Source organism: Halobacillus litoralis (assembly GCF_020524085.2).
Lineage (GTDB): Bacteria > Bacillota > Bacilli > Bacillales > Halobacillaceae > Halobacillus > Halobacillus litoralis_E.
The window spans coordinates 760,491-786,052 of the sequence record NZ_CP129016.1; the positions used below are offsets into that span (position 1 = coordinate 760,491).

The 25,562-nt window shown below is 45.0% G+C and carries 22 protein-coding genes, 4 pseudogenes and 2 other annotated features; all 26 genes and pseudogenes read right to left on the reverse strand.

Features of this window, described 5'->3' with window-relative positions; genetic code table 11:
* Positions 1-4 precede the first annotated feature (4 nt).
* Complete coding sequence (gene rplW, locus LC065_RS04070; protein ID WP_146818469.1) at positions 5-292, reverse strand: 50S ribosomal protein L23; 288 nt, start codon at positions 290-292, stop codon at positions 5-7.
* Positions 292-915 carry a 50S ribosomal protein L4 gene (gene rplD / locus LC065_RS04075; RefSeq protein WP_226594759.1) on the reverse strand — a complete coding sequence of 208 codons (624 nt, stop codon included), beginning with the start codon at positions 913-915 and terminating at the stop codon, positions 292-294. Before rplD ends, rplW begins: the two co-directional genes overlap by 1 nt.
* A 21-nt stretch (positions 916-936) precedes the next feature.
* A pseudogene (gene rplC / locus LC065_RS04080) lies at positions 937-1,573 on the reverse strand (50S ribosomal protein L3).
* Positions 1,574-1,605: 32 nt separating this feature from the next.
* Positions 1,606-1,914: a 30S ribosomal protein S10 gene (gene rpsJ / locus LC065_RS04085; RefSeq protein WP_089654435.1), complete on the reverse strand. Its 309-nt coding sequence runs from the start codon at positions 1,912-1,914 to the stop codon at positions 1,606-1,608.
* Between the two features lie 576 nt (positions 1,915-2,490).
* Positions 2,491-3,681 (reverse strand): elongation factor Tu, encoded by a 1,191-nt coding sequence (tuf, locus tag LC065_RS04090; protein WP_089654436.1) that lies wholly within the window; start codon positions 3,679-3,681, stop codon positions 2,491-2,493.
* A 127-nt stretch (positions 3,682-3,808) separates the two neighbouring features.
* Positions 3,809-5,887 carry an elongation factor G gene (gene fusA / locus LC065_RS04095; protein ID WP_226594758.1) on the reverse strand — a complete coding sequence of 693 codons (2,079 nt, stop codon included), beginning with the start codon at positions 5,885-5,887 and terminating at the stop codon, positions 3,809-3,811.
* A 42-nt stretch (positions 5,888-5,929) separates the two neighbouring features.
* Entirely contained in the window at positions 5,930-6,400 is a 471-nt protein-coding gene (gene rpsG, locus LC065_RS04100) for a 30S ribosomal protein S7 (RefSeq protein ID WP_089654438.1), read from the reverse strand.
* A 52-nt stretch (positions 6,401-6,452) separates the two neighbouring features.
* On the reverse strand, positions 6,453-6,872 hold the full coding sequence (gene rpsL / locus LC065_RS04105) for a 30S ribosomal protein S12 (RefSeq protein ID WP_089654439.1): 420 nt from the start codon (positions 6,870-6,872) through the stop codon (positions 6,453-6,455).
* Between the two features lie 94 nt (positions 6,873-6,966).
* Entirely contained in the window at positions 6,967-7,218 is a 252-nt protein-coding gene (locus LC065_RS04110; protein ID WP_089654440.1) for a 50S ribosomal protein L7ae-like protein, read from the reverse strand.
* A 142-nt stretch (positions 7,219-7,360) separates the two neighbouring features.
* A complete protein-coding gene (gene rpoC, locus LC065_RS04115) occupies positions 7,361-10,972 on the reverse strand; it encodes a DNA-directed RNA polymerase subunit beta' (RefSeq protein WP_226594756.1) in 3,612 nt (1,203 codons plus the stop codon).
* Positions 10,973-11,044: 72 nt separating this feature from the next.
* Positions 11,045-14,572 carry a DNA-directed RNA polymerase subunit beta gene (gene rpoB / locus LC065_RS04120; protein ID WP_306163766.1) on the reverse strand — a complete coding sequence of 1,176 codons (3,528 nt, stop codon included), beginning with the start codon at positions 14,570-14,572 and terminating at the stop codon, positions 11,045-11,047.
* 311 nt (positions 14,573-14,883) lie between these two features.
* Positions 14,884-15,619, reverse strand: a pseudogene (locus tag LC065_RS04125) (class I SAM-dependent methyltransferase).
* 23 nt (positions 15,620-15,642) lie between these two features.
* Positions 15,643-16,008 (reverse strand): 50S ribosomal protein L7/L12, encoded by a 366-nt coding sequence (gene rplL, locus LC065_RS04130; protein WP_089654443.1) that lies wholly within the window; start codon positions 16,006-16,008, stop codon positions 15,643-15,645.
* Between the two features lie 50 nt (positions 16,009-16,058).
* On the reverse strand, positions 16,059-16,559 hold the full coding sequence (gene rplJ, locus LC065_RS04135; protein WP_160916763.1) for a 50S ribosomal protein L10: 501 nt from the start codon (positions 16,557-16,559) through the stop codon (positions 16,059-16,061).
* A 42-nt stretch (positions 16,560-16,601) separates the two neighbouring features.
* Positions 16,602-16,748: a sequence feature (ribosomal protein L10 leader region), on the reverse strand.
* A 51-nt stretch (positions 16,749-16,799) separates the two neighbouring features.
* On the reverse strand, positions 16,800-17,495 hold the full coding sequence (gene rplA / locus LC065_RS04140; RefSeq protein WP_226594752.1) for a 50S ribosomal protein L1: 696 nt from the start codon (positions 17,493-17,495) through the stop codon (positions 16,800-16,802).
* Positions 17,496-17,612: 117 nt separating this feature from the next.
* Positions 17,613-18,038, reverse strand: coding sequence for a 50S ribosomal protein L11 (gene rplK / locus LC065_RS04145; protein ID WP_035511717.1), 426 nt, complete (start codon positions 18,036-18,038; stop codon positions 17,613-17,615).
* Positions 18,039-18,189: 151 nt separating this feature from the next.
* Positions 18,190-18,729 carry a transcription termination/antitermination protein NusG gene (nusG, locus tag LC065_RS04150; protein ID WP_306163939.1) on the reverse strand — a complete coding sequence of 180 codons (540 nt, stop codon included), beginning with the start codon at positions 18,727-18,729 and terminating at the stop codon, positions 18,190-18,192.
* 127 nt (positions 18,730-18,856) lie between these two features.
* A complete protein-coding gene (gene secE, locus LC065_RS04155; RefSeq protein ID WP_160916728.1) occupies positions 18,857-19,033 on the reverse strand; it encodes a preprotein translocase subunit SecE in 177 nt (58 codons plus the stop codon).
* A 40-nt stretch (positions 19,034-19,073) separates the two neighbouring features.
* Positions 19,074-19,223, reverse strand: a complete 150-nt coding sequence (gene rpmG / locus LC065_RS04160; RefSeq protein WP_074736204.1) for a 50S ribosomal protein L33 — start codon at positions 19,221-19,223, stop codon at positions 19,074-19,076.
* Between the two features lie 79 nt (positions 19,224-19,302).
* A pseudogene (gene sigH, locus LC065_RS04165) lies at positions 19,303-19,959 on the reverse strand (RNA polymerase sporulation sigma factor SigH).
* 81 nt (positions 19,960-20,040) lie between these two features.
* A complete protein-coding gene (locus tag LC065_RS04170; RefSeq protein ID WP_226594750.1) occupies positions 20,041-20,550 on the reverse strand; it encodes an NYN domain-containing protein in 510 nt (169 codons plus the stop codon).
* 3 nt (positions 20,551-20,553) lie between these two features.
* Positions 20,554-21,298, reverse strand: a pseudogene (rlmB, locus tag LC065_RS04175) (23S rRNA (guanosine(2251)-2'-O)-methyltransferase RlmB).
* Entirely contained in the window at positions 21,298-21,702 is a 405-nt protein-coding gene (locus tag LC065_RS04180; RefSeq protein ID WP_226594748.1) for a Mini-ribonuclease 3, read from the reverse strand. The pseudogene rlmB and the gene LC065_RS04180 overlap by 1 nt, the downstream one beginning before the upstream one ends.
* 4 nt (positions 21,703-21,706) lie before the next feature.
* Positions 21,707-23,107: a cysteine--tRNA ligase gene (cysS, locus tag LC065_RS04185; RefSeq protein WP_226594745.1), complete on the reverse strand. Its 1,401-nt coding sequence runs from the start codon at positions 23,105-23,107 to the stop codon at positions 21,707-21,709.
* Entirely contained in the window at positions 23,097-23,753 is a 657-nt protein-coding gene (gene cysE / locus LC065_RS04190) for a serine O-acetyltransferase (protein WP_306163940.1), read from the reverse strand. Before cysE ends, cysS begins: the two co-directional genes overlap by 11 nt.
* Before the next feature lie 74 nt (positions 23,754-23,827).
* Positions 23,828-24,044, reverse strand: a binding site (T-box leader).
* A 44-nt stretch (positions 24,045-24,088) separates the two neighbouring features.
* A complete protein-coding gene (gltX, locus tag LC065_RS04195) occupies positions 24,089-25,558 on the reverse strand; it encodes a glutamate--tRNA ligase (protein ID WP_226594744.1) in 1,470 nt (489 codons plus the stop codon).
* Between the last annotated feature and the right edge of the window lie 4 nt (positions 25,559-25,562).

Here is a 25,562-nt window from a genome sequence, read left to right on the forward strand (position 1 = left end):
TATTTTATGCTTCGAAGATTTCTAGTTCTTCGCTGTCCTGAGTCAATGTGATGACTGCTTTCTTACGATCGGAGCGGTAGCCGCCGTAACGACCCATACGCTTGAACTTACCTTTAAGGTTCATTGTGTTGACTTGTGCAACTTGAACGCCAAAGATTTCTTCAACTGCTTTTTTAATTTCAGTTTTGTTAGCTTTTGGGCTAACTTCAAACGTATATTTCTTTTCTCCCATAAGATCAGCAGAATGTTCAGTAATGACAGGGCGCTTGATAATATCGCGTGGTTCTTTCATTATGAGAGCACCTCCCCTGCTTTTTCAGCTGCTTCCTTAGTAAGGATCAGCTTGTCATGCGTTAGCAAGTCTAACACACTTACTTGCTCTACAGGAAGACTCTTCACTGTAGGGATGTTGTTAGATGATAGAGTTACATTTTCGTCTGCTTCAGCAGTAACGATCAATGCTTTCTCGTTAACATCTAGTGCTTTTAGAATGTTTGCAACTTCTTTTGTTTTTGGAGCATCAAGAGATAGGCTCTCAAGAACAATGATGTTTTCTTCTTTCACTTTAGAAGAGAAAGCAGATTGAAGTGCCAAACGACGTACTTTTCTTGGCATCGTGTAGCTGTAGCTGCGTGGTGTAGGACCGAAAACAGTTCCGCCACCTACCCATTGTGGTGAACGGATAGATCCTTGACGCGCACGGCCTGTACCTTTTTGGCGCCATGGTTTGCGTCCGCCGCCACTAACTTCAGAACGTCCTTTTACTTTGTGTGTGCCTTGGCGAAGGTTCGCGCGTTGCATCAACACAGATTCGTGTAATACGTGAGTATTAGGTTCAATTCCAAAAACGGATTCATTTAGTTCAATTTCACCAACATTAGAACCGCTTTGGTTTAATAGTGCTACTTTAGGCATGACATATCCTCCCTTCGTTTATTATTTGCTAGCCTTAATTGCACTTGTAATCTTAACGTAAGATTTCTTCGCGCCTGGTACATTACCTTTGATAAGTAGTAGATTACGCTCAGCGTCCACTTTTACTACTTCAAGGTTTTGTAGAGTTACTGTTTCGCCACCCATTTGTCCTGCAAGACCTTTGCCTTTGAAGACTTTGGACGGGTCAGCACCTTGCCCCATAGAACCGGAACGACGGTGGAAACGGGAACCGTGGGTTTTAGGTCCAGTAGATTGGTTGTGGCGCTTGATTGCACCCCTGGAATCCTTTACCTTTAGAAGTTCCTGTAACGTCAATTGCGTCACCAGCTTCGAAAATATCAACTTTAACCTCTTGACCTAGTTCAAAGTCATCAAGGTTTGTATTACGGAATTCACGAACGTAGCGCTTAGGTGTTGTGCTTGCTTTATCAGCGTGCCCTTGAGCAGCTTTCTTCAAGCGGTTTGACTTTTCATCAGCAAAACCAAGTTGGATCGCTTCATAACCGTCATTTTCTGTTGTTTTCTTTTGAAGAACAACGTTTGGCTCAGCCTGAACAACTGTTACTGGGATCAACTCGCCATTTTCAGAGAAAATTTGAGTCATGCCGACTTTTCGTCCTAAGATTCCTTTCGTCATCCGTTACACCTCCTATTATCTTTACGATTTATTTATAGTTTGATTTCGATATCCACACCAGATGGTAGATCCAAACGCATGAGTGAATCAACAGTCTGTGGTGTTGGATTAACAATGTCGATTAGACGTTTGTGAGTGCGCATTTCGAACTGCTCACGAGAGTCTTTATACTTGTGAGTCGCACGAAGTACAGTATATACAGAACGCTCTGTTGGAAGCGGGATCGGACCAGATACATTAGCTCCGGAACGCTTCGCAGTGTCTACGATCTTTTCTGCGGACTGATCAAGTACTCTGTGATCATACGCCTTTAAACGAATACGAATTTTCTCTTTTGCCATTATTTTCCCTCCTTCTTCGCCCATTTTTGAAATAGACATTCTCCGCGAAAAAAACTTGACCACCGGCCATGGCAAAGGGGCCGGGTGTGTCAACAACCTTTCGCTTCATCGCCTTTTATGACCAACATTACTTATTATATAGAAGAAATGCGGTCAATGCAAGGATAAATCCATAATTCTTTTCATTACGGACACTTAAAACATTATACTAGCGTTCACCACTTTTTTCAAGGGGATAGCTAGTATTCATAGGCTTTCCGCCGAATGTTTCCGACTACCTCTTTGAAATCTATTGTCCATTAAAACAAATATGAATGAGAATATCAACCATCTCTGTGTAAAGAAGAATATTCTAAACTTTCGATAAGATCAATCTGATCCTTATTCGCATGTCAGTGATGGAAGTAAAAAAAACGATTAACGACAAGACGGATAAACTTCCTATTTTATAAAGCCGGTAAGGTAAAGGAGAAGAATATATTCTTATGAAGGGATTCAATGACAGTGTTGTATTTCTTCATTAAAAAAAGAGCAACAGCCAGAAGCTGTTGCTCTCTATATAGGATAGAACTGAAATTACTTAGTGATTTCAGAAACTACGCCAGAACCTACTGTACGTCCACCTTCACGGATAGAGAAACGAGTTCCGTCCTCAATCGCGATTGGGGAGATAAGTTCTACAGTCATTTCAACGTTGTCCCCAGGCATAACCATTTCTACGCCTTCAGGAAGTTGAATAACACCAGTTACGTCCGTAGTACGGAAGTAGAACTGTGGGCGGTAGTTAGAGAAGAATGGAGTGTGACGTCCACCTTCGTCTTTAGCTAGTACATAAACTTCAGCTTTGAAGTTTGTGTGTGGAGTGATAGAACCAGGCTTAGCTAGTACTTGACCACGGTTGATGTCTTCACGCTTAACACCACGAAGAAGTGCACCGATGTTGTCTCCAGCTTCAGCGTAATCTAGAAGCTTACGGAACATTTCAACACCAGTTACAGCAGTTTTGCTGGACTCTTCAGCCATACCGATGATTTCAACTTCGTCACCGACTTTAACTGTTCCACGCTCAACACGACCAGTTGCAACTGTACCACGACCAGTGATAGAGAATACGTCCTCAACTGGCATCATGAATGGCTTGTCAGTGTCACGGTCTGGAGTTGGAACATACTCGTCAACTGCGTCCATAAGATCGTAAATTGCTTGCTCATACTTCTCTTCGCCTTCAAGAGCTTTAAGAGCAGAACCGCTGATTACTGGTACGTCATCACCATCGAAGTCGTACTCAGAAAGAAGATCGCGAACTTCCATTTCTACTAGCTCAAGAAGCTCTTCGTCGTCTACCATGTCAACTTTGTTCAAGAATACAACGATAGCTGGTACACCTACGTTTTTAGAAAGTAGGATGTGCTCACGAGTTTGTGGCATTGGACCGTCAGCTGCAGATACAACTAGGATCGCGCCGTCCATTTGAGCAGCACCAGTGATCATGTTCTTAACGTAGTCAGCGTGACCTGGGCAGTCAACGTGTGCATAGTGACGAGTTTCAGTTTCGTACTCAACGTGTGCAGTGGAGATTGTGATTCCACGCTCACGCTCTTCAGGAGCACCGTCGATCATGTCATATGCCATTGCTTCACCAGAACCAGAACGCTTGTGAAGTACAGTCGTGATTGCTGCAGTTAGAGTTGTTTTACCGTGGTCAACGTGTCCAATTGTACCAATGTTAACGTGGGACTTGGACCGGTCAAATTTTTCTTTACCCATTGTATATTTCCTCCTTTAGATAAGTAACAAGTTTGGTTTTCAAGATTTATGATGCAGCTTAGGAGTAAGCAAGAGTCACTCCTAAGCTTACAATACAAGTTATACTTTAACTCGTCTAAAAAATCAATTATTCACCAGCATTTTTCTTGATGATTTCCTCAGAGATGCTCTTCGGAACTTCTTCATAGTGGTCGAAGTGCATTGTGTACGTACCACGACCTTGAGTGTTGGAACGCAATGCTGTTGCATAACCGAACATCTCAGATAGTGGAACGAATGCTTTAACCACTTGTGCATTACCACGAGTTTCCATACCTTCTACACGTCCACGACGGGAAGTTACGTCACCCATGATGTCGCCCATGTATTCCTCAGGAATAACAACTTCTACTTTCATCATTGGTTCAAGTAGAACAGGCTTACACTTGTTTTTCGCCTCTTTAAGTGCCATGGAAGCGGCAACTTTAAAGGCCATTTCGTTGGAGTCGACATCGTGGTAAGAACCGTCATAAAGAGTCGCTTTGATGTCTACCATAGGGTATCCAGCCAATACACCGTTTTCCATAGACTCTTTAATACCTTGTTCTACAGATGGAATGTATTCACGTGGTACAACACCACCGACGATCTTGTTAACGAATTCGAAACCAGCGCCTTCTTCGTTTGGTTCGAACTCAACCCATACGTGACCGAATTGTCCACGACCACCGGATTGACGTACGAATTTACCTTCCACTTGTGCACTTCCGCGGAATGTTTCACGGTAAGCAACTTGTGGAGCACCAATGTTCGCTTCAACTTTGAACTCACGCTTCAGGCGGTCAACGATGATGTCTAGGTGAAGCTCACCCATACCTGCGATGATCGTTTGACCCGTTTCAACGTTTGTTTCCGTTTGGAACGTTGGATCTTCTTCAGCTAGTTTACCAAGAGCGATGGACATCTTATCTTGGTCAGCTTTGGATTTAGGCTCGATAGCAACAGAGATTACCGGATCAGGGAATTCCATGGACTCAAGAATAACAAGACTCTTTTCGTCACATAGCGTATCACCCGTACCTGTATCTTTAAGGCCTACCGCACCAGCGATATCCCCTGCATACACAGTGGAGATCTCTTCACGAGAGTTTGCGTGCATTTGTAGGATACGACCTACACGTTCACGCTTATCTTTCGTGGAGTTTTTCACGTATGAACCAGCATTCAATGTACCGGAGTAAACACGGAAGAAAGTAAGTTTACCTACATAAGGGTCTGTAGCGACTTTAAACGCCAATGCAGAGAATGGCTCGTTGTCGTCAGGCTTACGTACAACTTCTTCGTCTGTTTGTGGTACGTGACCTTCAATTGGAGGTACGTCTAGTGGAGATGGTAGATAATCGATAACACCATCAATTAGAAGTTGAACTCCTTTGTTCTTGAAGGCAGAACCACAGAATACTGGGTAGAATTCAACACTTAGAGTCGCTTTACGGATGGCATCCTTAAGCTGGTCGTTTGTGATTTCTTCTCCCTCTAGATACTGCATCATCAAGTCTTCATCAAGTTCTGCAACAGCTTCTACTAGCTTGCCACGGTACTCTTCAGCTTGATCTTTGTAGTCGTCAGGAATCGGGCGTGCTTCAGCACGTGTTCCCAAGTCGTCCATGTAGTAGTATGCTTCCATCGTTACTAGGTCGATGATTCCTTCGAACTCATCTTCCGCACCGACAGGAAGTTGAACAGCTGCTGCATTCGCTCCTAGGCGGTCTTGCAACGTACCTAGGGAGTAGATGAAGTCAGCTCCGATTTTGTCCATTTTGTTAATGAAGACAATACGTGGAACACCGTATGTCGTAGCTTGGCGCCAAACAGTTTCAGTTTGAGGCTCAACACCAGATTGTGCGTCAAGGACGGCTACGGAACCATCAAGTACACGCAGGGAACGTTCAACTTCTACAGTGAAGTCAACGTGTCCCGGAGTATCGATGATGTTGATACGGTGACCTTTCCATTGAGCAGTCGTAGCGGCAGAAGTGATTGTGATTCCGCGCTCTTGTTCCTGCTCCATCCAGTCCATTTGGGAAGCTCCTTCGTGAGTTTCACCAATTTTGTGGATACGTCCTGTGTAGAAAAGAATACGCTCTGTCGCCGTTGTTTTACCAGCGTCGATGTGAGCCATTACCCCGATATTCCGAGTCTTTTCCAAGGAGAACTCTCTAGCCATGCATCTTTCTCCTTCCTGTTTGAACCTTTATTTTTTTGGAGATTACCAGCGATAGTGAGCGAATGCTTTGTTCGCTTCCGCCATCTTGTGCATTTCTTCGCGACGTTTCACGGATGCACCTGTGTTGTTTGAAGCATCAAGAATTTCGTTAGCTAGGCGCTCTTCCATCGTTTTCTCTCCGCGAAGACGCGCATAGTTTACGATGAAACGCAAGCCTAGTGCCTGGCGACGTTCTGGACGAACCTCAACAGGTACCTGATAGTTGGAACCACCTACACGACGAGCGCGTACCTCCAATACAGGCATTACGTTCTTCATTGCTTGATCAAATGCTTCCATAGCGTCATTGCCGCTACGTTCTTGAACAAGTTCAAATGCTTTATAAAGAATTTTTTGTGCTTTACCGCGCTGACCGTTAACCATGATTTGGTTGATCAAGCGAGTAACAAGCTTAGAGTTATACATTGGATCTGGTAACACATCACGTTTAGCTACTGGACCTTTACGTGGCATATGTTCCCCTCCCTTCTTAGGTGTTGTTATTTAAGCGATATTTGCATATCGATTATTTTTTAGCTTTTGGCTTTTTCGTACCGTATTTGGAACGGCCTTGCATACGGCCATCAACACTTGCTGTGTCAAGAGCGCCACGTACAACGGTGTAACGTACACCTGGCAAGTCTTTAACTTTACCGCCACGGATAAGAACAACACTGTGCTCTTGAAGGTTGTGGCCTTCACCAGGGATATACGCGTTAACCTCAAGCTGGTTAGTTAGACGAACACGTGCATACTTACGTAGGGCAGAGTTCGGTTTCTTAGGTGTCATAGTTCCAACACGTGTACAAACTCCACGTTTTTGTGGAGAAGAAAGGTCAGTCATACGCTTCTTATAGCTGTTGTAACCTTTGTTCAAAGCTGGAGAGTTAGACTGCTTTGTTTTGCTCACGCGTCCTTTGCGTACCAATTGGTTAATTGTTGGCATGTTTGTATCCTCCCTTCATACTTTTTTAATACCACACATCCAGGTGGTTCATAAAAAGGCAAAAAACAAAGCTTTCGCGCAGAACGCCAAAACTTTATTGCTTTATCGCCACTGTAGCCGCACCAACATCAATACCACATGCATTCCCGAGCTCCTCCATCGAAGGTACCCGTGTGTGAGGAATGTTCAGTTGTTGGGCTAATTTAGCTACTTTAAGTGTCATCGACTGATCAGCATCGTCAGCCGTTATGACTTCAACCACTTCGCCATTTTTCATGGCTTTCAGTGTTTGTTTGGTTCCAATAATTATATCGGATTTAGCCTGTGCTACTTTTTCATAAGACATCTTCATATCCTCCAAAGTAACAAGGATAAATGGAAGCACCTTGATTATATTATCACTCACCCAAATGCATGTCAACTGCATCCGGGTGAGTTTTTTGGTGCTTCCTTTAATTTTACACCTTGTTAACATCTACTTCTTTATTTTAAGAATGGGTGACTTCTTCCGTCACTTCTGGAACCTCTTGTCTTTGTTGCTCGGATTGCGCTTGGATCTTGCGGTAACGAGTCATACCCGTACCTGCAGGAACAAGCTTACCGATAATAACATTCTCTTTCAATCCTAGCAACTCATCACGCTTACCTTTAATAGCTGCGTCTGTAAGGACACGTGTTGTTTCCTGGAAGGATGCAGCGGATAGGAAGCTGTCTGTTTCAAGAGACGCTTTGGTAATACCAAGGATGACTGGACGGCCGACTGCCGGCTGGCCACCTTCCATAAGCGCTTTTTGGTTCGCTTCTTTGAATTGGTGAATTTCAAGTAGGGAACCTGGAAGTACATCGGTATCACCAGAATCAAGGACACGTACTTTACGAAGCATCTGGCGTACCATAACTTCGACGTGTTTATCGGAGATTTCAACCCCTTGCATTCGGTAAACTTTCTGTACTTCTTTGAGAAGGTACTCTTGAACGCCGTCAAGTCCTTGTACGGTCAACAATTCTTTAGGATCAATAGAACCTTCAGTCAGAGGTTCACCTGCTTTGACCTCATCTCCAACCGACACTTTCATACGTGCACCATATGGAGCCGTGTATGAACGTGATTCTACAGCACCTTGAACGACAATTTCTTGCTTCTCTTTGACTTCATTGATTTCGTGTACCGTACCATCAATTTCTGTGATAACGGCTTGACCTTTCGGATTACGTGCTTCCACGATCTCCTGGATACGCGGAAGACCCTGCGTGATATCGTCTCCGGCTACACCACCTGTGTGGAAGGTACGCATTGTAAGCTGGGTACCCGGCTCACCGATGGATTGTGCAGCGATGATTCCGACTGCTTCACCGACTTCAACTTCATCACCTGTTGCAAGGTTACGGCCATAACACTTCTTACAAACACCATGTTTCGTATTACATGTGAATGCCGTACGAATAATGATTTCTTCAATGCCGGCATCAACAATTTGACGTGCGACATCTTCAGAAATAACTTCGTTTCTTTCCAGCATGATAACGCCAGTTTCAGGATGTTTCACTGTCTGGAATGCTGTACGTCCGATAAGACGGTCGATCAATGGTTCGACCACTTCGGTTCCCTCTGTCAATGCAGCTACCGGGAGACCTCGGTCCGTTCCACAGTCATCCTCACGAACAATAACATCTTGCGCTACGTCTACAAGACGACGAGTCAAGTAACCTGAGTCGGCTGTCTTAAGTGCCGTATCGGCAAGTCCTTTACGGGCACCGTGTGTAGAAATGAAGTACTCGAGTACCGTCAGACCTTCACGGAAACTAGACTTGATCGGAAGTTCGATGATTCGTCCAGCCGGGTTGGCCATCAGACCACGCATACCAGCAAGCTGCGTAAAGTTAGAGGCGTTACCACGTGCTCCGGAATCACTCATCATGAAGATTGGGTTACGCGGGTTCAAGGACTTCATCAGACGGTTCTGAATATCATCTTTAGCCGCAGACCAAATTTCGATGACGCGATCGTAACGTTCTTCTTCTGTAATCAGACCACGACGGAACTGTTTCAAGACTTTATCTACTTTCTCCTGGGCTTCATCAAGAATTTCCTGCTTCTCTGGAAGTACGACAACATCGGATACACCAACAGTAATACCGGCCTTCGTTGAGTAAGCAAACCCAAGGTCCTTCATGCGGTCAAGCATCTTAGACGTTTCACTGATGGAGAAACGCTTAAACACTTCTGCGATGATATCACCAAGGATGCCTTTCTTGAATGGAGATACTTCTTCACGCTTCTTGAACTCTTCACGGATATCTGTACCTTTTTCAATGAAGTAATGATCAGGAGTCTTGATTTCCAAGTTCTCTTTCGTCGGTTCATTGATATATGGGAATGAATTCGGCAGCATTTCGTTGAAGATCAACTTTCCTACTGAAGTCAGTAGAAGCTGCTGATTCTGTTTTTCTGTAAATGTTTCGTTATTCAAAGAGCTAGCCTGAACTGCGACACGCGTGTGCAGGTGGGCATAGCCGTTTTGATATGCCATCAAAGCTTCGTTCAAGTCTTTGAAGAACATACCTTCACCAATCGCACCTGTTCTCTCAAGAGTCAGGTAGTAGTTACCTAATACCATGTCCTGGGAAGGTGTAACGACTGGCTTACCATCCTTAGGGTTAAGGATGTTTTGAGCAGCAAGCATCAAGATACGCGCTTCTGCCTGAGCTTCTGAAGATAGTGGCACGTGTACGGCCATTTGGTCTCCGTCGAAGTCGGCGTTGTATGCAGTACATACAAGCGGGTGCAAACGAATGGCACGACCTTCTACAAGCGTCGGTTCAAAGGCCTGGATACCCAAACGGTGCAATGTTGGTGCACGGTTGAGGAGAACCGGGTGTTCTTTGATGACATCTTCAAGGACATCCCATACTTCGTGGTGCACGCGTTCGATCTTACGCTTCGCTGATTTGATGTTATGAGCAAGACCTCGGGATACGAGTTCTTTCATAACGAATGGTTTGAACAATTCAAGGGCCATTTCTTTCGGAAGACCACACTGGTACATCTTCAAGGATGGACCTACGACGATAACAGAACGTCCGGAGTAGTCGACACGCTTACCTAGCAAGTTCTGACGGAAACGTCCTTGCTTACCTTTCAGCATGTGAGAAAGGGATTTAAGCGGGCGATTTCCTGGTCCTGTTACTGGACGGCCGCGACGACCATTATCAATCAAAGCATCGACAGCTTCTTGAAGCATACGCTTCTCGTTTTGAACGATGATTGTCGGTGCGCCAAGATCCAACAAACGCTTCAAGCGGTTGTTACGGTTGATCACACGACGATACAAGTCATTCAAGTCAGAAGTTGCAAAACGTCCACCATCAAGCTGGACCATTGGACGAAGTTCCGGTGGGATGACCGGAAGCACGTCAAGAATCATCCATGATGGATCGTTCCCTGAGTTACGGAAGGACTCCAGTACTTCAAGACGCTTGATTGCACGTGTACGACGTTGTCCTTGAGCTGTCTTCAGCTCTTCTTTCAACGTATCTACTTCACCATCAAGGTCGATATCGAATAGAAGCTTACGGATTGCTTCCGCACCCATAGCCGCCTGGAATCCTTGTCCGAATTTTTCACGATAAGAGCGGTACTCTTTTTCAGAAAGCAATTGCTTCTTCTCAAGAGCCGTCTCTCCTGGGTCCGTTACGATATAGGCTGCGAAATAGATCACTTCCTCCAAAGCTCTCGGAGACATGTCTAACACAAGACCCATACGGCTCGGGATCCCTTTGAAGTACCAAATATGAGAGACAGGGGCAGCTAGCTCAAGGTGCCCCATACGCTCACGGCGAACTTTCGCCTTAGTTACTTCAACGCCACAGCGGTCACATACGACACCCTTATAGCGGACGCGCTTATATTTTCCACAGTGACATTCCCAGTCTTTCTGCGGGCCGAAGATTCGCTCGCAGAAAAGACCGTCTTTTTCTGGTTTCAACGTACGATAGTTGATGGTTTCTGGCTTCTTAACCTCACCGTAGGACCAAGAACGAATCTTATCCGGTGAAGCCAGGCCTATTTTCATATACTCAAAGTTATTTACATCTAGCAAGGGGCCTACCTCCCTTTCAGTATCCAGGTTTTACCCTAAACTTAGAACACGAGCAGCAGCAGTGTTTCTATCTTAGTCGTCTAAGTTCAAATTCTCGGATTCTTTGGTTTGCTCTTCTTCGATATCGCGCATTTCGATCTCTTGTTCATCACCAGAAAGGATCTTCACATCCATTCCCAAACTTTGTAGCTCTTTAATTAGAACCTTGAAGGATTCAGGAACGCCAGGTTCAGGAACGTTGTCGCCTTTAACGATGGCTTCGTACGTTTTCACACGTCCGACAACATCATCAGATTTAACAGTCAAGATTTCTTGAAGAGTATAAGCAGCACCATATGCTTCAAGTGCCCATACCTCCATCTCACCGAAACGCTGTCCACCGAATTGTGCCTTACCACCAAGCGGTTGTTGCGTAACCAATGAATACGGTCCAGTTGAACGGGCGTGCAATTTATCGTCAACCATGTGCGCAAGTTTGATCATATACATGACACCGACAGATACTCGGTTATCAAACGGATCACCTGTACGTCCATCATATAGGATCGTCTTCGCATCACGAGCCATACCGGCTTCTTGCAATGTTTCCCAAACGTCTTCCTCGCGTGCACCATCAAATACTGGTGTAGCAATTCTTTCACCCATCAAACGAGCAGCCATACCCATGTGCAGCTCTAGTACCTGACCGATATTCATACGCGATGGAACACCTAGTGGGTTCAACATGATGTCAACCGGTGTACCATCCGGAAGGAAAGGCATATCTTCTTCTGGAAGAATCTTAGAGATAACACCTTTGTTCCCGTGACGACCGGCCATCTTATCCCCTTCAGAAATCTTACGCTTCTGAACGATATAGGCACGGATCAACTGGTTCACACCTGGTGGAAGTTCATCACCGTCTTCACGGTTGAAGATCTTCACATCAAGGACAATTCCGCCTGCACCGTGAGGCACACGCAAGGAAGTGTCACGGACTTCGCGGGCTTTTTCACCGAAGATTGCATGAAGAAGACGTTCTTCTGCAGATAGTTCTGTCACACCTTTTGGCGTAACTTTACCAACAAGCAGGTCTCCATCACTTACTTCAGCACCTACGCGAATAATTCCACGATCGTCCAAGTCACGAAGAGCATCTTCACCAACGTTCGGAATGTCGCGGGTGATTTCTTCCGGTCCAAGCTTCGTATCACGAGCTTCAGACTCATATTCTTCAATATGAATGGACGTGTACACATCATCTTTAACGAGACGTTCACTCATGATGATGGCGTCCTCATAGTTGTAACCATCCCAAGTCATGAAGGCAACAAGCGGGTTTTGACCCAGTGCCAGTTCACCCATATCCATGGAAGGTCCGTCAGCCAGGATTTCACCTTGCTTAACGCGATCTCCTTTAGAAACGATTGGACGCTGGTTGTAACAGCTTCCCTTGTTAGATCGAATGAATTTCTGCAAACGGTAACGATCCAGGTCTCCTTCGACCTCTTTGCCATCCACTTCAGAAATGCGGCGTACACGAACTTCTTTCGCTTCTACACGCTCAACAATTCCCTCGTGTCTACAAATGACTGCAGCACCAGAGTCTTTACCAGACACATACTCCATACCTGTACCGACAAGCGGTGCATCAGGTTTGAGCAATGGTACTGCTTGACGCTGCATGTTCGCACCCATCAAGGAACGGTTGGAGTCATCGTTCTCTAGGAAAGGAATACATGCGGTCGCTGCAGATACAACCTGCTTCGGTGAAACGTCCATGTAGTCGATACGATCACGACTAACAACGGTGTTCTCACCACGGAAACGGGCGATAACTTCTTCATCTGTAAAAGCTCCATCTTCTTCAAGCTTGGCGTTTGCCTGAGCGACAACGTAATTGTCTTCCTCATCAGCTGTAAGGTAATCGATTTGAGCTGTTACTTTGTTCGTATCAGGGTCAACACGACGGTAAGGTGTCTCGATGAAACCAAACTCATTCACTTTCGCATAGGAGGAAAGGGAGTTGATCAAACCGATGTTTGGTCCTTCCGGCGTTTCGATCGGACACATACGACCATAGTGGGAGTAGTGTACGTCACGAACTTCAAACCCTGCACGCTCACGAGTCAGACCACCAGGTCCTAATGCTGAAAGACGGCGCTTGTGCGTCAGTTCTGCCAACGGGTTCGTTTGGTCCATGAACTGAGACAATTGCGAGCTTCCGAAGAACTCTTTGATGGATGCAATAACAGGACGAATATTAATCAATTGTTGTGGCGTGATGGAGGACGTGTCTTGGATAGACATACGCTCACGAACCACACGCTCCATACGGGAAAGACCGATACGGAATTGGTTCTGAAGCAATTCACCAACAGAACGCAGACGGCGGTTTCCAAGGTGGTCGATGTCATCCGTTCCACCCACATCATGCAACAAGTTGAAGAAGTAACTGATAGAAGAAAGGATATCCGCTGGAGTGATGTTCTTCACGTCACGGTCAATGTTTGCATTGCCGATGACATTGATGGAACGCTCACCTTCTGGGTCCGTCGGGTCAACAATTTTGACAGACTGAACCTGGATAGGATCTTCAAGGACACCGTCTACCGGGTCCAGCGTTTCTTCACTCAATGTGCCTTCTTCGTCATCAAAGTGAGGGATCAGCTTATTCAATAGACGACGATCGATCTTGTCCCCTTTTTCAGCGATCACTTCGCCTGTTTCTTCATCCACCAGCGTTTCTGCCAGCGTCTGGTTGAACAAACGATCTTTGATGTGAAGTTTTTTATTCATTTTATAACGACCCACACGGGCTAGGTCATAGCGTTTCGGGTCGAAGAAACGGGAAACGAGCAAGCTTTTCGCATTTTCTACTGTAGGCGGCTCACCAGGGCGTAGACGCTCGTAGATTTCAAGCAACGCTTTCTCTGTGTTTTCCGTATTGTCTTTTTCCAACGTGTTCTTCAAGTATTCGTTATCACCAATAAGATCGATAATCTCCTGGTCTGTGCCGAATCCTAAAGCACGTAAAAGCACGGTGATCGGTAACTTACGAGTACGGTCGATACGGACGTGCACGACGTCTTTAGCATCGGTTTCGAACTCAAGCCACGCTCCGCGGTTCGGGATGACGGTAGCTGTGTAACCTCTCTTACCATTCTTATCAATCTTCTTGTTAAAGTACACGCTAGGAGAACGAACAAGCTGAGAAACGATAACACGCTCAGCACCATTGATCACAAAGGTACCTGTGTCTGTCATAAGTGGGAAGTCACCCATAAATACTTCTTGTTCTTTCACTTCTCCCGTCTCGTTATTCAAGAGACGTACTTTCACACGAAGTGGTGCGTTATATGTTACATCGCGATCCTTTGACTCATCGACTGGATACTTTGGTTCGCCAAGACTGTAGTCCACAAACTCCAGTGACAAATTACCTGTGAAATCTTCGATTGGGGAAATATCCTGGAACATTTCCTTCAAACCTTCTTCTAAGAACCAATCGTAAGAAGCGGTTTGAATTTCAATCAAGTTCGGTAATTCTAATACCTCACTGATGCGTGCGTAACTTCTGCGCTGGCGGTGTCGTCCATACTGAACTAGTTGACCTGTCAACTGATTCACCCCTCAAATCAAGCATTTTAATAACGAAAAAAGGGTCCGGCAAGACATGCCGAACAGGCTTGCGGTTGATCTTGCCACAAGCACTATTTAAACATCCGTCTCACAACGAATGGTGATTCTTCATTTCTCTCTAACGTTAGACAAAAAAGAAAAAGGCTTTTCATACGTAAAAACCTCATTTACTTTCAGTGTTCGATTTTACCATTCTGACCATCTATCAACTTTTTATACACATTTCCAAAAAAAGACTTGACAGAGTTCAGATATATTGGCATTTTCCAATACTAGCACAACTAATAGGGCTAGTCAAACTTTTTAGCTCTAAGGATGTAATACCCTTTGTGCTTATCCACGACCTCTGCATTTCCGAACAAATCTTCAAGTTTTTGCTTCGCAGACGGCGCCCCCCTGTTTCTTTTGAATCACGACCCACAACTCTCCTTCATCAAGTAGAGCTTCCTTCGCTTCTTCAAACATTGTGTGGACCACTTGTTTCCCAGCCCGGATGGGCGGATTTGTAAGAATAGCAGCAAACTGCTGATCTACGATCCCCTGAAAACGGTCGCTTTCTTGAATCGTAATGTTCACCACTTCATTATCTGCCGCATTTTTCTCTGCAAGCCCCAAAGCCCTCTCATTTACATCGACCATAAAAACGTGACGGTCTTCGTAAGCTTTAGCCAGAGACAAACCGATCGGGCCATACCCACAACCAAGGTCAAGAATGTCCCCTTGAACACTTGGTTCATGGAAGGTTTCAATCAATAAACGCGATCCGAAATCCACTTCTTTTTTGGAAAAGACGGCATTATCCGTCGTGAATGTGAAGACATGACCGAGCAACTCAAAGTTCCATGTCTTTTCTTCACTGCTCGTCGTTGTTTTCTTTGAATAATAATGCTCCGACATAATCCGAACACCTTCTTTTTCATCTATTGAAATGGCAAGGTCTATTCCTGATTCTAGCAAGTCTAGCAAATCATGAGCACTCTTGCTAAATATGCCTGTTAAGAAAAAGAAAGCCCGCCGATAAATCAGCGAGCTTTACTTTAAACATTCTCTTACTTAACTTCGACAGAAGCGCCTGCTTCTTCAAGCTTAGACTTGATTTCTTCAGCTTCTTCTTTAGAGATAGCTTCTTTGATTGTTGCTGGAGCACCATCAACCATTTCTTTCGCGTCTTTAAGACCAGCACCAGTGATTTCACGTACTGCTTTAACTACTTTGATCTTAGAAGATCCAGCAGATTCTAGTACTACATCAAATTCAGTTTGCTCTTCAGCAGCTTCGCCACCTGCAGCAGGCGCGCCAGCAGCAACTGGAGCTGCAGCAGATACACCAAATTCTTCTTCAATTGCTTTAACTAGATCGTTAAGCTCAAGAACAGACATTTCCTTAATCGCTTCGATAATTTGTTCGTTAGACATGAGAAATTTCCTCCTTAGTTTTTGTTGTTATAGTTTAAACGAACGCTAACTTACGCGCTTTCTTCTTCTTTTTGATCCGCGATCGCTTGCGTAGCGTAAGCGAAGTTGCGGATAGGTGCTTGTAGTACGCTTAGGAACATAGATACAAGACCTTCGTAGTTTGGAAGGTTTGCAAGTTCTTTGATTTGCTCAAGAGTTGCAACTTGTCCTTCAACTACCCCACCTTTGATTTCAAGGCTATCGTGATCTTTAGCGAAGTTGTTCAATACTTTAGCCGCAGCTACAGCATCGTCTTCATGGAAAGCGACAGCTGTCGGTCCTTGAAGGACTTCGTTAAGTTCAGATAGTTCGACTTCGTCAGCAGCACGACGGACCATTGTGTTTTTATACACTTTGAAATCTACGCCTGCTTCACGAAGCTGGGTACGAAGTTCAGTAACTTCTGCTACATCAAGTCCGCGGTAGTCTACAACGACTGCAGATTTACTGTTGCGGAACTTGTCAGCCAAGTCAGATACAATCTGTTTCTTCTGTTCGATAACACTGCTCATTGTTCCACCTCCTATTGACTTTTCATCATACCGTTCGAAGGTTTTACTCGTAAAAAAACACCCCCACATAGACATGGAGGTGTTTCATAGAGCAGGGCAGATCGCGCTGCTCTATTTATATCACACACCTCGGCAGGAATTTAAACGGAAGTCCGCACCTGCTGTCTACGGTATAACGTATTCATTTATACAACGCTACCTAGTATATAACGTAGATAACGGAAAGTCAACACTTTTTTATTACTTCGTGTAACCAGAAACGTCTACTTTGATTCCGGGTCCCATCGTAGATGAAACAGCAGCGTTACGCATATAAGTTCCCTTAGATGCTTGTGGCTTCGCTTTAACAAGTGTTTCAGTGATTGCTGCGAAGTTTTCAGCCAGCTTGTTCTCATCGAAAGATGCTTTTCCGATTGGAACGTGGATGTTTGCTGCTTTATCAACGCGGTATTCTACTTTACCAGCTTTGATTTCGTTAACAGCTTTTTCTACTTCGAATGTCACTGTACCTGTTTTAGGGTTCGGCATAAGACCTTTTGGTCCTAGTACTCGACCTAGTTTACCAACTTCAGCCATCATGTCAGGAGTTGCTACTACGACATCAAACTCGAACCAACCTTGGTTGATCTTGTTGATTAGGTCTTGTTCACCTACGTAGTCAGCACCCGCTGCTTCTGCTTCTTTCGCTTTATCACCTTTAGCGAAAACAAGCACACGTTGAGATTTACCTGTACCGTGTGGAAGCACCATCGCGCCACGGATCTGTTGGTCCGCTTTCTTAGGATCTACACCTAGACGGAATGCTGCTTCGACAGTTTCGTCAAAGTTCGCTTTTGAAGTTTCTTTTACAAGCTTGATGGCTTCTTGCACATCATAAGCTTTTGTACGGTCAACAAGCTTCGCTAGATCTTGTTGCTTTTTTGATTTCTTAGCCATTATTAATTTCCTCCTCGTTGTGGTTTTAACGGATTTTCCTCCCACGAATAAAGGTTGCGAAAGAGTCACAAGCTCCATTTCCGCAACCTTTTCCTATCTCCCTTTGACGCTGTGGGATTAATCTTCGATCGTGATTCCCATGCTGCGCGCTGTACCTTCAACCATGCGCATAGCAGCTTCAACGTCAGCAGCGTTCAAATCAGGCATTTTCGTTTCTGCGATTTCGCGTACTTGGTCGCGTTTAACAGAAGCTACTTTGTTACGGTTCGGTTCACCGGAACCTGATTCAACTCCTGCCGCTTTCTTAAGAAGAACAGCAGCTGGTGGAGTTTTTGTAACGAATGTAAAGGAACGGTCCTCATAAACCGTAATTTCTACTGGAATGATCGTACCTGCTTGTTCCTGTGTACGAGCGTTAAATTCCTTACAGAATCCCATGATGTTAATACCTGCTTGACCTAGTGCTGGTCCAACCGGCGGTGCTGGGTTCGCTTTACCTGCAGGAATCTGAAGCTTTACAACATTAATAACTTTTTTAGCCACGAGACACACCTCCTTAAAGTCCGTGATGTGGTAATAGGGTTCAACCCCTCCCACTCATTGCGATATCTACGCAATCGCCCTCTTTTGGGCGCATATAGAACATAAAAATTCTAGCATCTTTAATTCCAATATGCAAGGGGAGAGATGAATTTTATAATTTTTCGATTTGAGTAAAGTCTAACTCTACCGGGGTTTCACGCCCAAACATATTAACGTGGACTTTCACTTTTTGTTTGTCCGTATCAATATATTCAATGGATCCTGTGAAGTTTGCGAAAGGTCCGTCTGTTACTTTAACACTTTCCTTCACTTCGAAGTCAACCTCTGCTTTCGGCTGTTCGTTCATGCCCATGCGCTTAAGAACCGTTTCTACTTCTTCGGGCAGGAGAGGAATCGGCTTAGATCCGGAACCGGTGGATCCTACGAAACCAGTCACACCAGGCGTATTACGTACCACGTACCAGGAATCATCTGTCATGACCATTTCAGCCAATACATAGCCGGGAAATACTTTTTTCTTCGCCACTTTTCTCTTGCCATTTTTAATTTCTGTTTCTTCGTCCTCGGGAACAAGAACACGGAAGATCTTGTCTTCCATTCCCATTGATTCCACACGCTTCTCCAGGTTAGTTTTCACCTTGTTCTCATAACCTGAATAGGTGTGCACTACATACCATCTTTTTTTCCATATTCGCAGGACAAGTGCTTGCCCTTCCCTCCCTTATACTAGAGTTGATGAATATTACTCCAACATGAAAAAACCCGCGGGACGGGTTTTTTGTAAGTCTATCTCCTATTATAGCATAAAATTCACTCTACTATTCTTGAGCGATGAGTTCAATCACCTGGGAAATCCCAAGATCTACAATAGCGAAGAATACAGCTACGAAAGTGACAGTTAAAATAACTGTAACCGTGTACTTCCACAGTTCCTGACCTTTAGGCCAACTCACCTTCTTCATCTCTCGTGCTACATTCTTGAAGAACTTAAACATGCTGTAATACCCCCAAACTTGCGCCAACTGGCTTCCTTCTCTATTTCGTCTCGCGATGTAAAGTATGCGTTCCGCACTTTTTACAAAACTTGCGGACTTCAAGACGTTCGGATTGGTTGGATCGATTTATATATGAACTATAGTTCCGACTTAAACATTCTGTACAAGCTAATATGACTTTTTTTCTCATTATCCGTCACCTCAATCTAGAGAGGTTTACACATACTCACTAAATGTAGCACTCTTACCGATTACTGTCAATGCAGCTTTCATAGAGTGATTTCATTGATTTCCAAATATTTTTCGAGCTTTCTCTTCACACGTTGTAAAGCGTTATCAATAGATTTCACGTGTCGATCGAGCTCAACCGAAATCTCCTAGTAGGAACGTCCATCCAAGTAGAGGGTCAGCACTTTTTTCTCTAAATCACTTAATAACTCCGACATTTTCTCTTCCATGTCAGAAAACTTTTCTTTATTAACAATCAATTCTTGTGGGTCGATAGCTTTTGAACCAGCGATGACATCCAATAATGTCCGATCCGATTCCTCATCATAAATGGGTTTGTCCAAAGAAACGTAGGAATTCAATGGGATATGCTTCTGTCTTGTGGCGGTTTTAATTGCGGTGATAATTTGACGGGTGACACATAATTCTGCAAAGGCTTTGAAGGATGATAACTTGCCTTCTCTGTAATCGCGGATGGCTTTGTAAAGACCGATCATCCCTTCCTGGACGATATCCTCCCGGTCTGCGCCAATGAGAAAGTAAGTCCGAGCTTTCGCGCGCACAAAATTCTTGTACTTATTGATCAAGTAATCTAGCGCCTGGACTTGTCCTTGATTAATCCGTTCAACGACTTCTTCGTCATCAAGCTTGCTAAGATCCAAATCGTTGGTGCTTTTCTCCGTTTGTAAGATGCTCACACAGGATCCCTCCGACCGTGCTACCTCAATATAGCAATATTATACAGTACGATTCTGAAAAGCGTCAACAAGTTGTCAGAATTATTTATCTCCTCGCCGCCATTTTTCAAAAAGTTCCCTGACCTCTTTATTAATTGGAATTTTAGATTGATAGGGATATTGATTCTGGCTTTCGACATCTTTCTCTATTTGGTTTTCTATATTCTTCACTTCGATATACAGCTCTCTTGCTGATTTCCTGAAGGCTCCCTGCCCGAAAATGGTGCGTTGTTCCGCATAATCTGACGTCGCTACATAAACTTGAGTACGAACATCATTCAATTCTCCTGCCAGTTTTTCAATCCGTTCATCAGCGGTTTCATTTTCTTTTGTGAAAATGACTTCCACTTTGTAATTTTTTTGTTTCTTTTCAACTCCCCGGACATGATAAGCATCAAAAACAACCATGATCCGGTCCCCGGTATAAGATTGATACTCCGCCATCATTTCTATAAGGAGATCCCGGGCCTGCCCGAGATCTTTCTCCTTTAAATTTTTCAATTCCGGCCAAGCGCCAATCATGTTATATCCATCGACGATTAAGACGTTCATGCCTTACTCCCCTAACGGATGACGCTTCCTATAGACTTCGTACATCAAAAGGGAAGCCGCTACGGACGCGTTCAAAGAAGTCACTTCTCCAGCCATCGGCAGGCTGACCGTCCAATCACATTTATCTTTCGTTAATCGGCTCATACCGCGGCCTTCACTTCCTATGACGAGGGCAATCGGCATGTTCCCATCAAGCTGGCGGTAATCTTCCGTCCCAACAGCGTCTGTTCCGACCACCCAGACAAACCTTTCTTTTAACTCATCAATGGTCCTGGCAAGGTTCGTTACACGAGCAACCGGAATATATTCGATCGCTCCTGTCGACGTTTTCGCAACGGTTGCCGTTAAAGACACCGAACGCCTCTTCGGAATGATGACCCCATGTGCTCCTGCCGCATCTGCCGTCCGCAGAATGGAACCGAGGTTATGAGGGTCTTCAATTTCATCACAAATAATGAAAAATGGGGGGCTCGTCCTTTTCTTCCGCTTTCGCAAATAAATCTTCCAAATCACTGTATTCATACGCAGCTACAGAAGCAATGACCCCCTGGTGGTTTCCATCAACGAGCTGGTCTATTTTCTTTTTCGGTACTTTTTGGACAATGAGTCCCTGTTCTTTGGCCAGCTGTTCAAGCTTTTTATACGCCTGGTGCTGCAGCTGATCCGATACCATCACTTTATTGATCGGTCTGCCTGATCGGATGGCTTCCTGGACTGAATTCTTTCCGATGATCCATTCTCCATTCATTACGCTTCACTCCTTTCCTCAACGATTTGTATTGCATGCTGTATCAATGTTTCCAGCCGCTCCGTTTGTCCGGATAAATATAAATACCCCAACACCGCTTCGAATGCGGTTGAATATCGATAGGTCTGTACGTTAGTGTTCTTAGGGACGGATCCTGATTTTGCGTTCCGCCCCCTTCTAAGCACACCTTCCTCTTCTTCCGTGAGCCTTTCTTCTTCCTGCCATACACGGACAACATCCGCCTGCGAAACAGCCGACACGAACTGGATCGCTGCCTGGTGAAGGTGTTGAGGCATAACCTCTCCTTTTTCAAGCAGATGCTGCCTGACGTAAAGTTCATAAACAGAGTCGCCCATATAGGCGAGGGCAAGACTCTTCATCTGTTTCGCATTTGCGATCGCCATTGCCTTACCCCCGCTTCCATCTCGTGCCCTGTGATGTATCTTCAAGGATGATGTTGCGATCTTTCAACTCATCACGAATTTCATCGGCACGCGCGAAGTCACGGTTCTTTCTAGCTTGCTTACGCTCTTCAATTAGAGCATCCACTTCCTCATCAAGTAGTTCTTCCTGCGCCTGAAGCTGAATGCCGAGGACCCCTGTCAATTCTTCGAACAACTCTTCAAAAGCCGTTAAGACCTTTTCGTGAGTCTGGTCCTCCTGTAGATATAAGTTCGCAGCTTTAGTTAAATCGAACAAGACGGAAATCGCATTCGCTGTGTTGAAGTCATCATCCATTTCCTTAATGAACTGCTCTTTAAAACCAGCGACTTTATCGAGCCACTCGCTTTGATCTTCCTCCAAACTCATCGTGGAATTCTTCCGGTGTTGGATGTTCTCATACGCATTCTTGATGCGATCAAAGCTGCTTTTCGCCCCTTTCAACAACTCGTCACTAAAGTTGATCGGATGACGGTATTGCACACTCAGCATGAAAAAGCGGATCACTTGAGGATCGTGCTTCTTCACAAGATCATGGGCAAGGATGAAGTTTCCGAGGGACTTCGACATTTTTTCATTATCAATATTAATGTACCCGTTATGCATCCAGTAACGGGCAAAAGATTCTCCGTTATGTGCTTCTGATTGCGCGATCTCATTTTCGTGGTGCGGGAAAGTCAAATCCTGCCCGCCTGCGTGGATATCGATCGTTTCACCAAGATATTTCTTAGCCATTGCCGAGCACTCGATATGCCAGCCCGGGCGCCCGCTTCCCCAAGGACTTTCCCAAGTGATTTCGCCTTCCTTCGCATCTTTCCAAAGGGTGAAATCAAGCGGGTCTTCTTTTTTATCCCCCACTTCAATGCGGGACCCTGACCTTAACTCATCAATGGACTGGTGAGAAAGTTTTCCATATTGATTGAAGGACCGCGTACGGAAATACACGTCCCCTCCCGCTTCATAAGCGAACCCTTTGTCGATCAACCCCTGGATAAAGCTGATAATCTCATCCATGTTTTCCGTGACACGCGGATGATCCACGGCTTCTTTCACGCCTAGTGCACCGACATCTTCTTTGTAAGCCGTAATGAAACGATTGGCGATATCTGTGACTCCTTCGCCCATTTCATTCGCTGCTTTAATCAATTTGTCATCGACATCCGTAAAGTTGAGCACATAGTGCACATCATAGCCTCTGTATTCAAAATATCTTCTGACCGTATCAAAAACAATGGCCGGTCTTGCATTCCCGATGTGAATGTAGTTATAAACCGTCGGACCGCAAACGTACATTTTCACTTTTCCTTCTTCCAGCGGCTGGAACGGTTCTTTTTTTCTTGTCAGTGTGTTGTATATGTTAATTGCCATGTTGGTTCACTCCTTTGGTTTCCTCCAATTGTTTGCGCAGCTCCGCCATTTCCTTCTCGATCTCGTTTAACCGGTCGTACACAGGGTCCGGAAGTTTATGATGGTCCAGGTCCTTCTTTTGGACCTTCTTACCATCTTGGATGACAACATGACCAGGGATACCGACGACTGTCGAATTGTTCGGAACATCGTGGAGCACGACAGAACCGGCCCCTACTTTAGAGTTCTCCCCAATCGTGATCGATCCCAGCACTTTCGCTCCCGTGGCTACTAATGAGTTATCAAGGAGAGTGGGATGTCTTTTGCCTTTTTCTTTCCCCGTCCCTCCGAGCGTCACTCCTTGAAATATCGTCACATTATCTCCAATCTCACACGTTTCCCCGATGACGACCCCCATGCCGTGGTCGATGAAGAAACGACGCCCGATTTTCGCTCCGGGATGGATTTCAATGCCTGTCAGGAAGCGGCTCCACTGAGATATGAGCCGGGCCAGTAAGAAAAACTTCCGTTTGTGACAAGCATGGGCCACCCGGTGTGCCCATATCGCATGCAGTCCTGAATACGTCAGGATCACTTCAATATAAGAACGAGCAGCAGGATCTTGATCGAACACCACATCGACATCTTCTTTAAACATTTTGAACAGCCCCATACTTGCTCCCCTCCTTGTACTGAAACAGAAGCGGTCCCAATAAAAAAAACGCGCCTTTGTGCCAATGGCACAGAGACGCGTCGAACGTGGTTCCACTCTGTTTGGGATCGGCTACGCCTTTCCCCGCTTCACCCTTGATAACGGAAGGTACCCGCTTCAGCATACTTCGTTCAGCCAAAGACTCCGAGGTGCATTTCAAAGGCTTCTCAACGAATCACTTCCAGCCATGGTGATTCTCTCTGTAGAAGAGAGGGGCCTCTTACTTCTCCTCATCAACGTTTCGTATAGGTATCTCTACTATATGATATTCTTTCCCACTTGTGAACGAATTAAGCTTGCAACTTGCTTAATACATCATTCAGACGGACCGTTACCGTTTCTAATCCAAGCAAATGAATCGCGTTAGGAAGTTCTGGGCCATGGGTTTGACCTGTAGTGGCTACACGGACAGGCATGAACAACTTCTTCCCTTTATGACCCGTCTCTTTCTGAACCGCTTTGATTTGCTTTTTAATGTTTTCTGGTGTGAAGTCTTCAAGTTCATGAAGGTTTTTCTTGAACGTTTCCAATACTTCCGGTACTTGTTCCCCTTCAAGGACTTCCATAGCAGCTTCATCATACTGAATTTCCTGCTTGAAAAACAATTCGGTCAGCTCGACGATTTCCGCTCCGTAGCTCAGTTGTTCCTGATAAAGGCTGATGAGTTCGCGCGACCACTTGCGATCTTCCTCGCTCATGTCTTGAGACAAACGTCCAGCCTCAACTAAATGAGGAAGGGCAAGATCGACTACGCGGTCCAAATCAGATGCTTTGATGTACTGATTGTTCATCCATTTCAGTTTCGCCGGATCGAAAACCGCTGGTGAAGTAGAAAGTCGATCTGCATCGAAGATCTCGACAAGCTTGTCCTGGGTGAAAATTTCTTCTTCCCCGACTGGTGACCAGCCTAGTAAAGTGATGAAATTGAAAAGAGCTTCTGGAAGATACCCTAGGTTTTTATATTGTTCAATAAACTGAAGAATGTGCTGATCACGCTTGCTCAGTTTTTTGCGCTCTTCGTTTAGAATCAAAGTCATATGACCAAACTTCGGAGCTTCCCAATCAAAAGCTTCATACACCATCATTTGTTTCGGTGTATTGGAAATATGCTCTTCCCCACGAAGAACGTGTGTGATTTTCATTAAGTAATCATCAATCGCAACAGCGAAATTATACGTTGGTGTTCCGTTCTGCTTAACGATGACCCAATCACCAAAATCGCTGGATTCAAAAGTAATATCACCACGGACGATATCGTTGAACGTGTACGTATGGTTTTCAGGGACGCGGATACGAATACTAGGCTTACGGCCCTCCGCTTCAAATGCTGCGATTTGTTCCTCTGTAAGGTCGCGGTGTGCACCAGAGTATTTCGGCGCTTCCCCTCGTGCCATTTGCGCTTCACGTTCTGCTTCAAGCTCTTCTGATGTCATATAGCATTTGTACGCAAGACCGCGTTCCATCAATTCGTCGACATATTTCTTATAAATATCCAGACGTTCCATCTGACGGTAGGGACCATATTCGCCCCCTTTTTCTGAACTCTCGTCCCATTCGATTCCCAACCACTTCAAATAGTCGAGCTGGCTCTTTTCGCCACCCTCGACGTTTCGCTTTTCATCCGTATCCTCAATACGAATGACTACCTTTCCACCTGCATTTTTCGCATAAAGGTAGTTGAATAGAGCCGTCCTTGCATTACCAATGTGAAGGTGCCCTGTTGGACTTGGTGCATAGCGCACCCGTACTTCGTTAGACATAATT

Excerpts from the sequence above, each read along its gene's own strand:
- rplW (WP_146818469.1), bottom strand. The coding sequence starts at position 292 with ATGAAAGAACCACGCGATATTATCAAGCGCCCTGTCATTACTGAACAT.
- rplD (WP_226594759.1), bottom strand. The coding sequence starts at position 915 with ATGCCTAAAGTAGCACTATTAAACCAAAGCGGTTCTAATGTTGGTGAA.
- rpsJ (WP_089654435.1), bottom strand. The coding sequence starts at position 1,914 with ATGGCAAAAGAGAAAATTCGTATTCGTTTAAAGGCGTATGATCACAGA.
- tuf (WP_089654436.1), bottom strand. The coding sequence starts at position 3,681 with ATGGGTAAAGAAAAATTTGACCGGTCCAAGTCCCACGTTAACATTGGT.
- fusA (WP_226594758.1), bottom strand. The coding sequence starts at position 5,887 with ATGGCTAGAGAGTTCTCCTTGGAAAAGACTCGGAATATCGGGGTAATG.
- rpsG (WP_089654438.1), bottom strand. The coding sequence starts at position 6,400 with ATGCCACGTAAAGGTCCAGTAGCTAAACGTGATGTGTTACCAGATCCA.
- rpsL (WP_089654439.1), bottom strand. The coding sequence starts at position 6,872 with ATGCCAACAATTAACCAATTGGTACGCAAAGGACGCGTGAGCAAAACA.
- LC065_RS04110 (WP_089654440.1), bottom strand. The coding sequence starts at position 7,218 with ATGTCTTATGAAAAAGTAGCACAGGCTAAATCCGATATAATTATTGGA.
- rplL (WP_089654443.1), bottom strand. The coding sequence starts at position 16,008 with ATGTCTAACGAACAAATTATCGAAGCGATTAAGGAAATGTCTGTTCTT.
- rplJ (WP_160916763.1), bottom strand. The coding sequence starts at position 16,559 with ATGAGCAGTGTTATCGAACAGAAGAAACAGATTGTATCTGACTTGGCT.
- rplA (WP_226594752.1), bottom strand. The coding sequence starts at position 17,495 with ATGGCTAAGAAATCAAAAAAGCAACAAGATCTAGCGAAGCTTGTTGAC.
- secE (WP_160916728.1), bottom strand. The coding sequence starts at position 19,033 with ATGTTTAAGTTCTTCAAGAATGTAGCACGAGAGATGAAGAAGGTGAGT.
- rpmG (WP_074736204.1), bottom strand. The coding sequence starts at position 19,223 with ATGAGAAAAAAAGTCATATTAGCTTGTACAGAATGTTTAAGTCGGAAC.
- LC065_RS04170 (WP_226594750.1), bottom strand. The coding sequence starts at position 20,550 with ATGAACGTCTTAATCGTCGATGGATATAACATGATTGGCGCTTGGCCG.
- LC065_RS04180 (WP_226594748.1), bottom strand. The coding sequence starts at position 21,702 with ATGGCGATCGCAAATGCGAAACAGATGAAGAGTCTTGCCCTCGCCTAT.
- cysS (WP_226594745.1), bottom strand. The coding sequence starts at position 23,107 with ATGGCAATTAACATATACAACACACTGACAAGAAAAAAAGAACCGTTC.
- gltX (WP_226594744.1), bottom strand. The coding sequence starts at position 25,558 with ATGTCTAACGAAGTACGGGTGCGCTATGCACCAAGTCCAACAGGGCAC.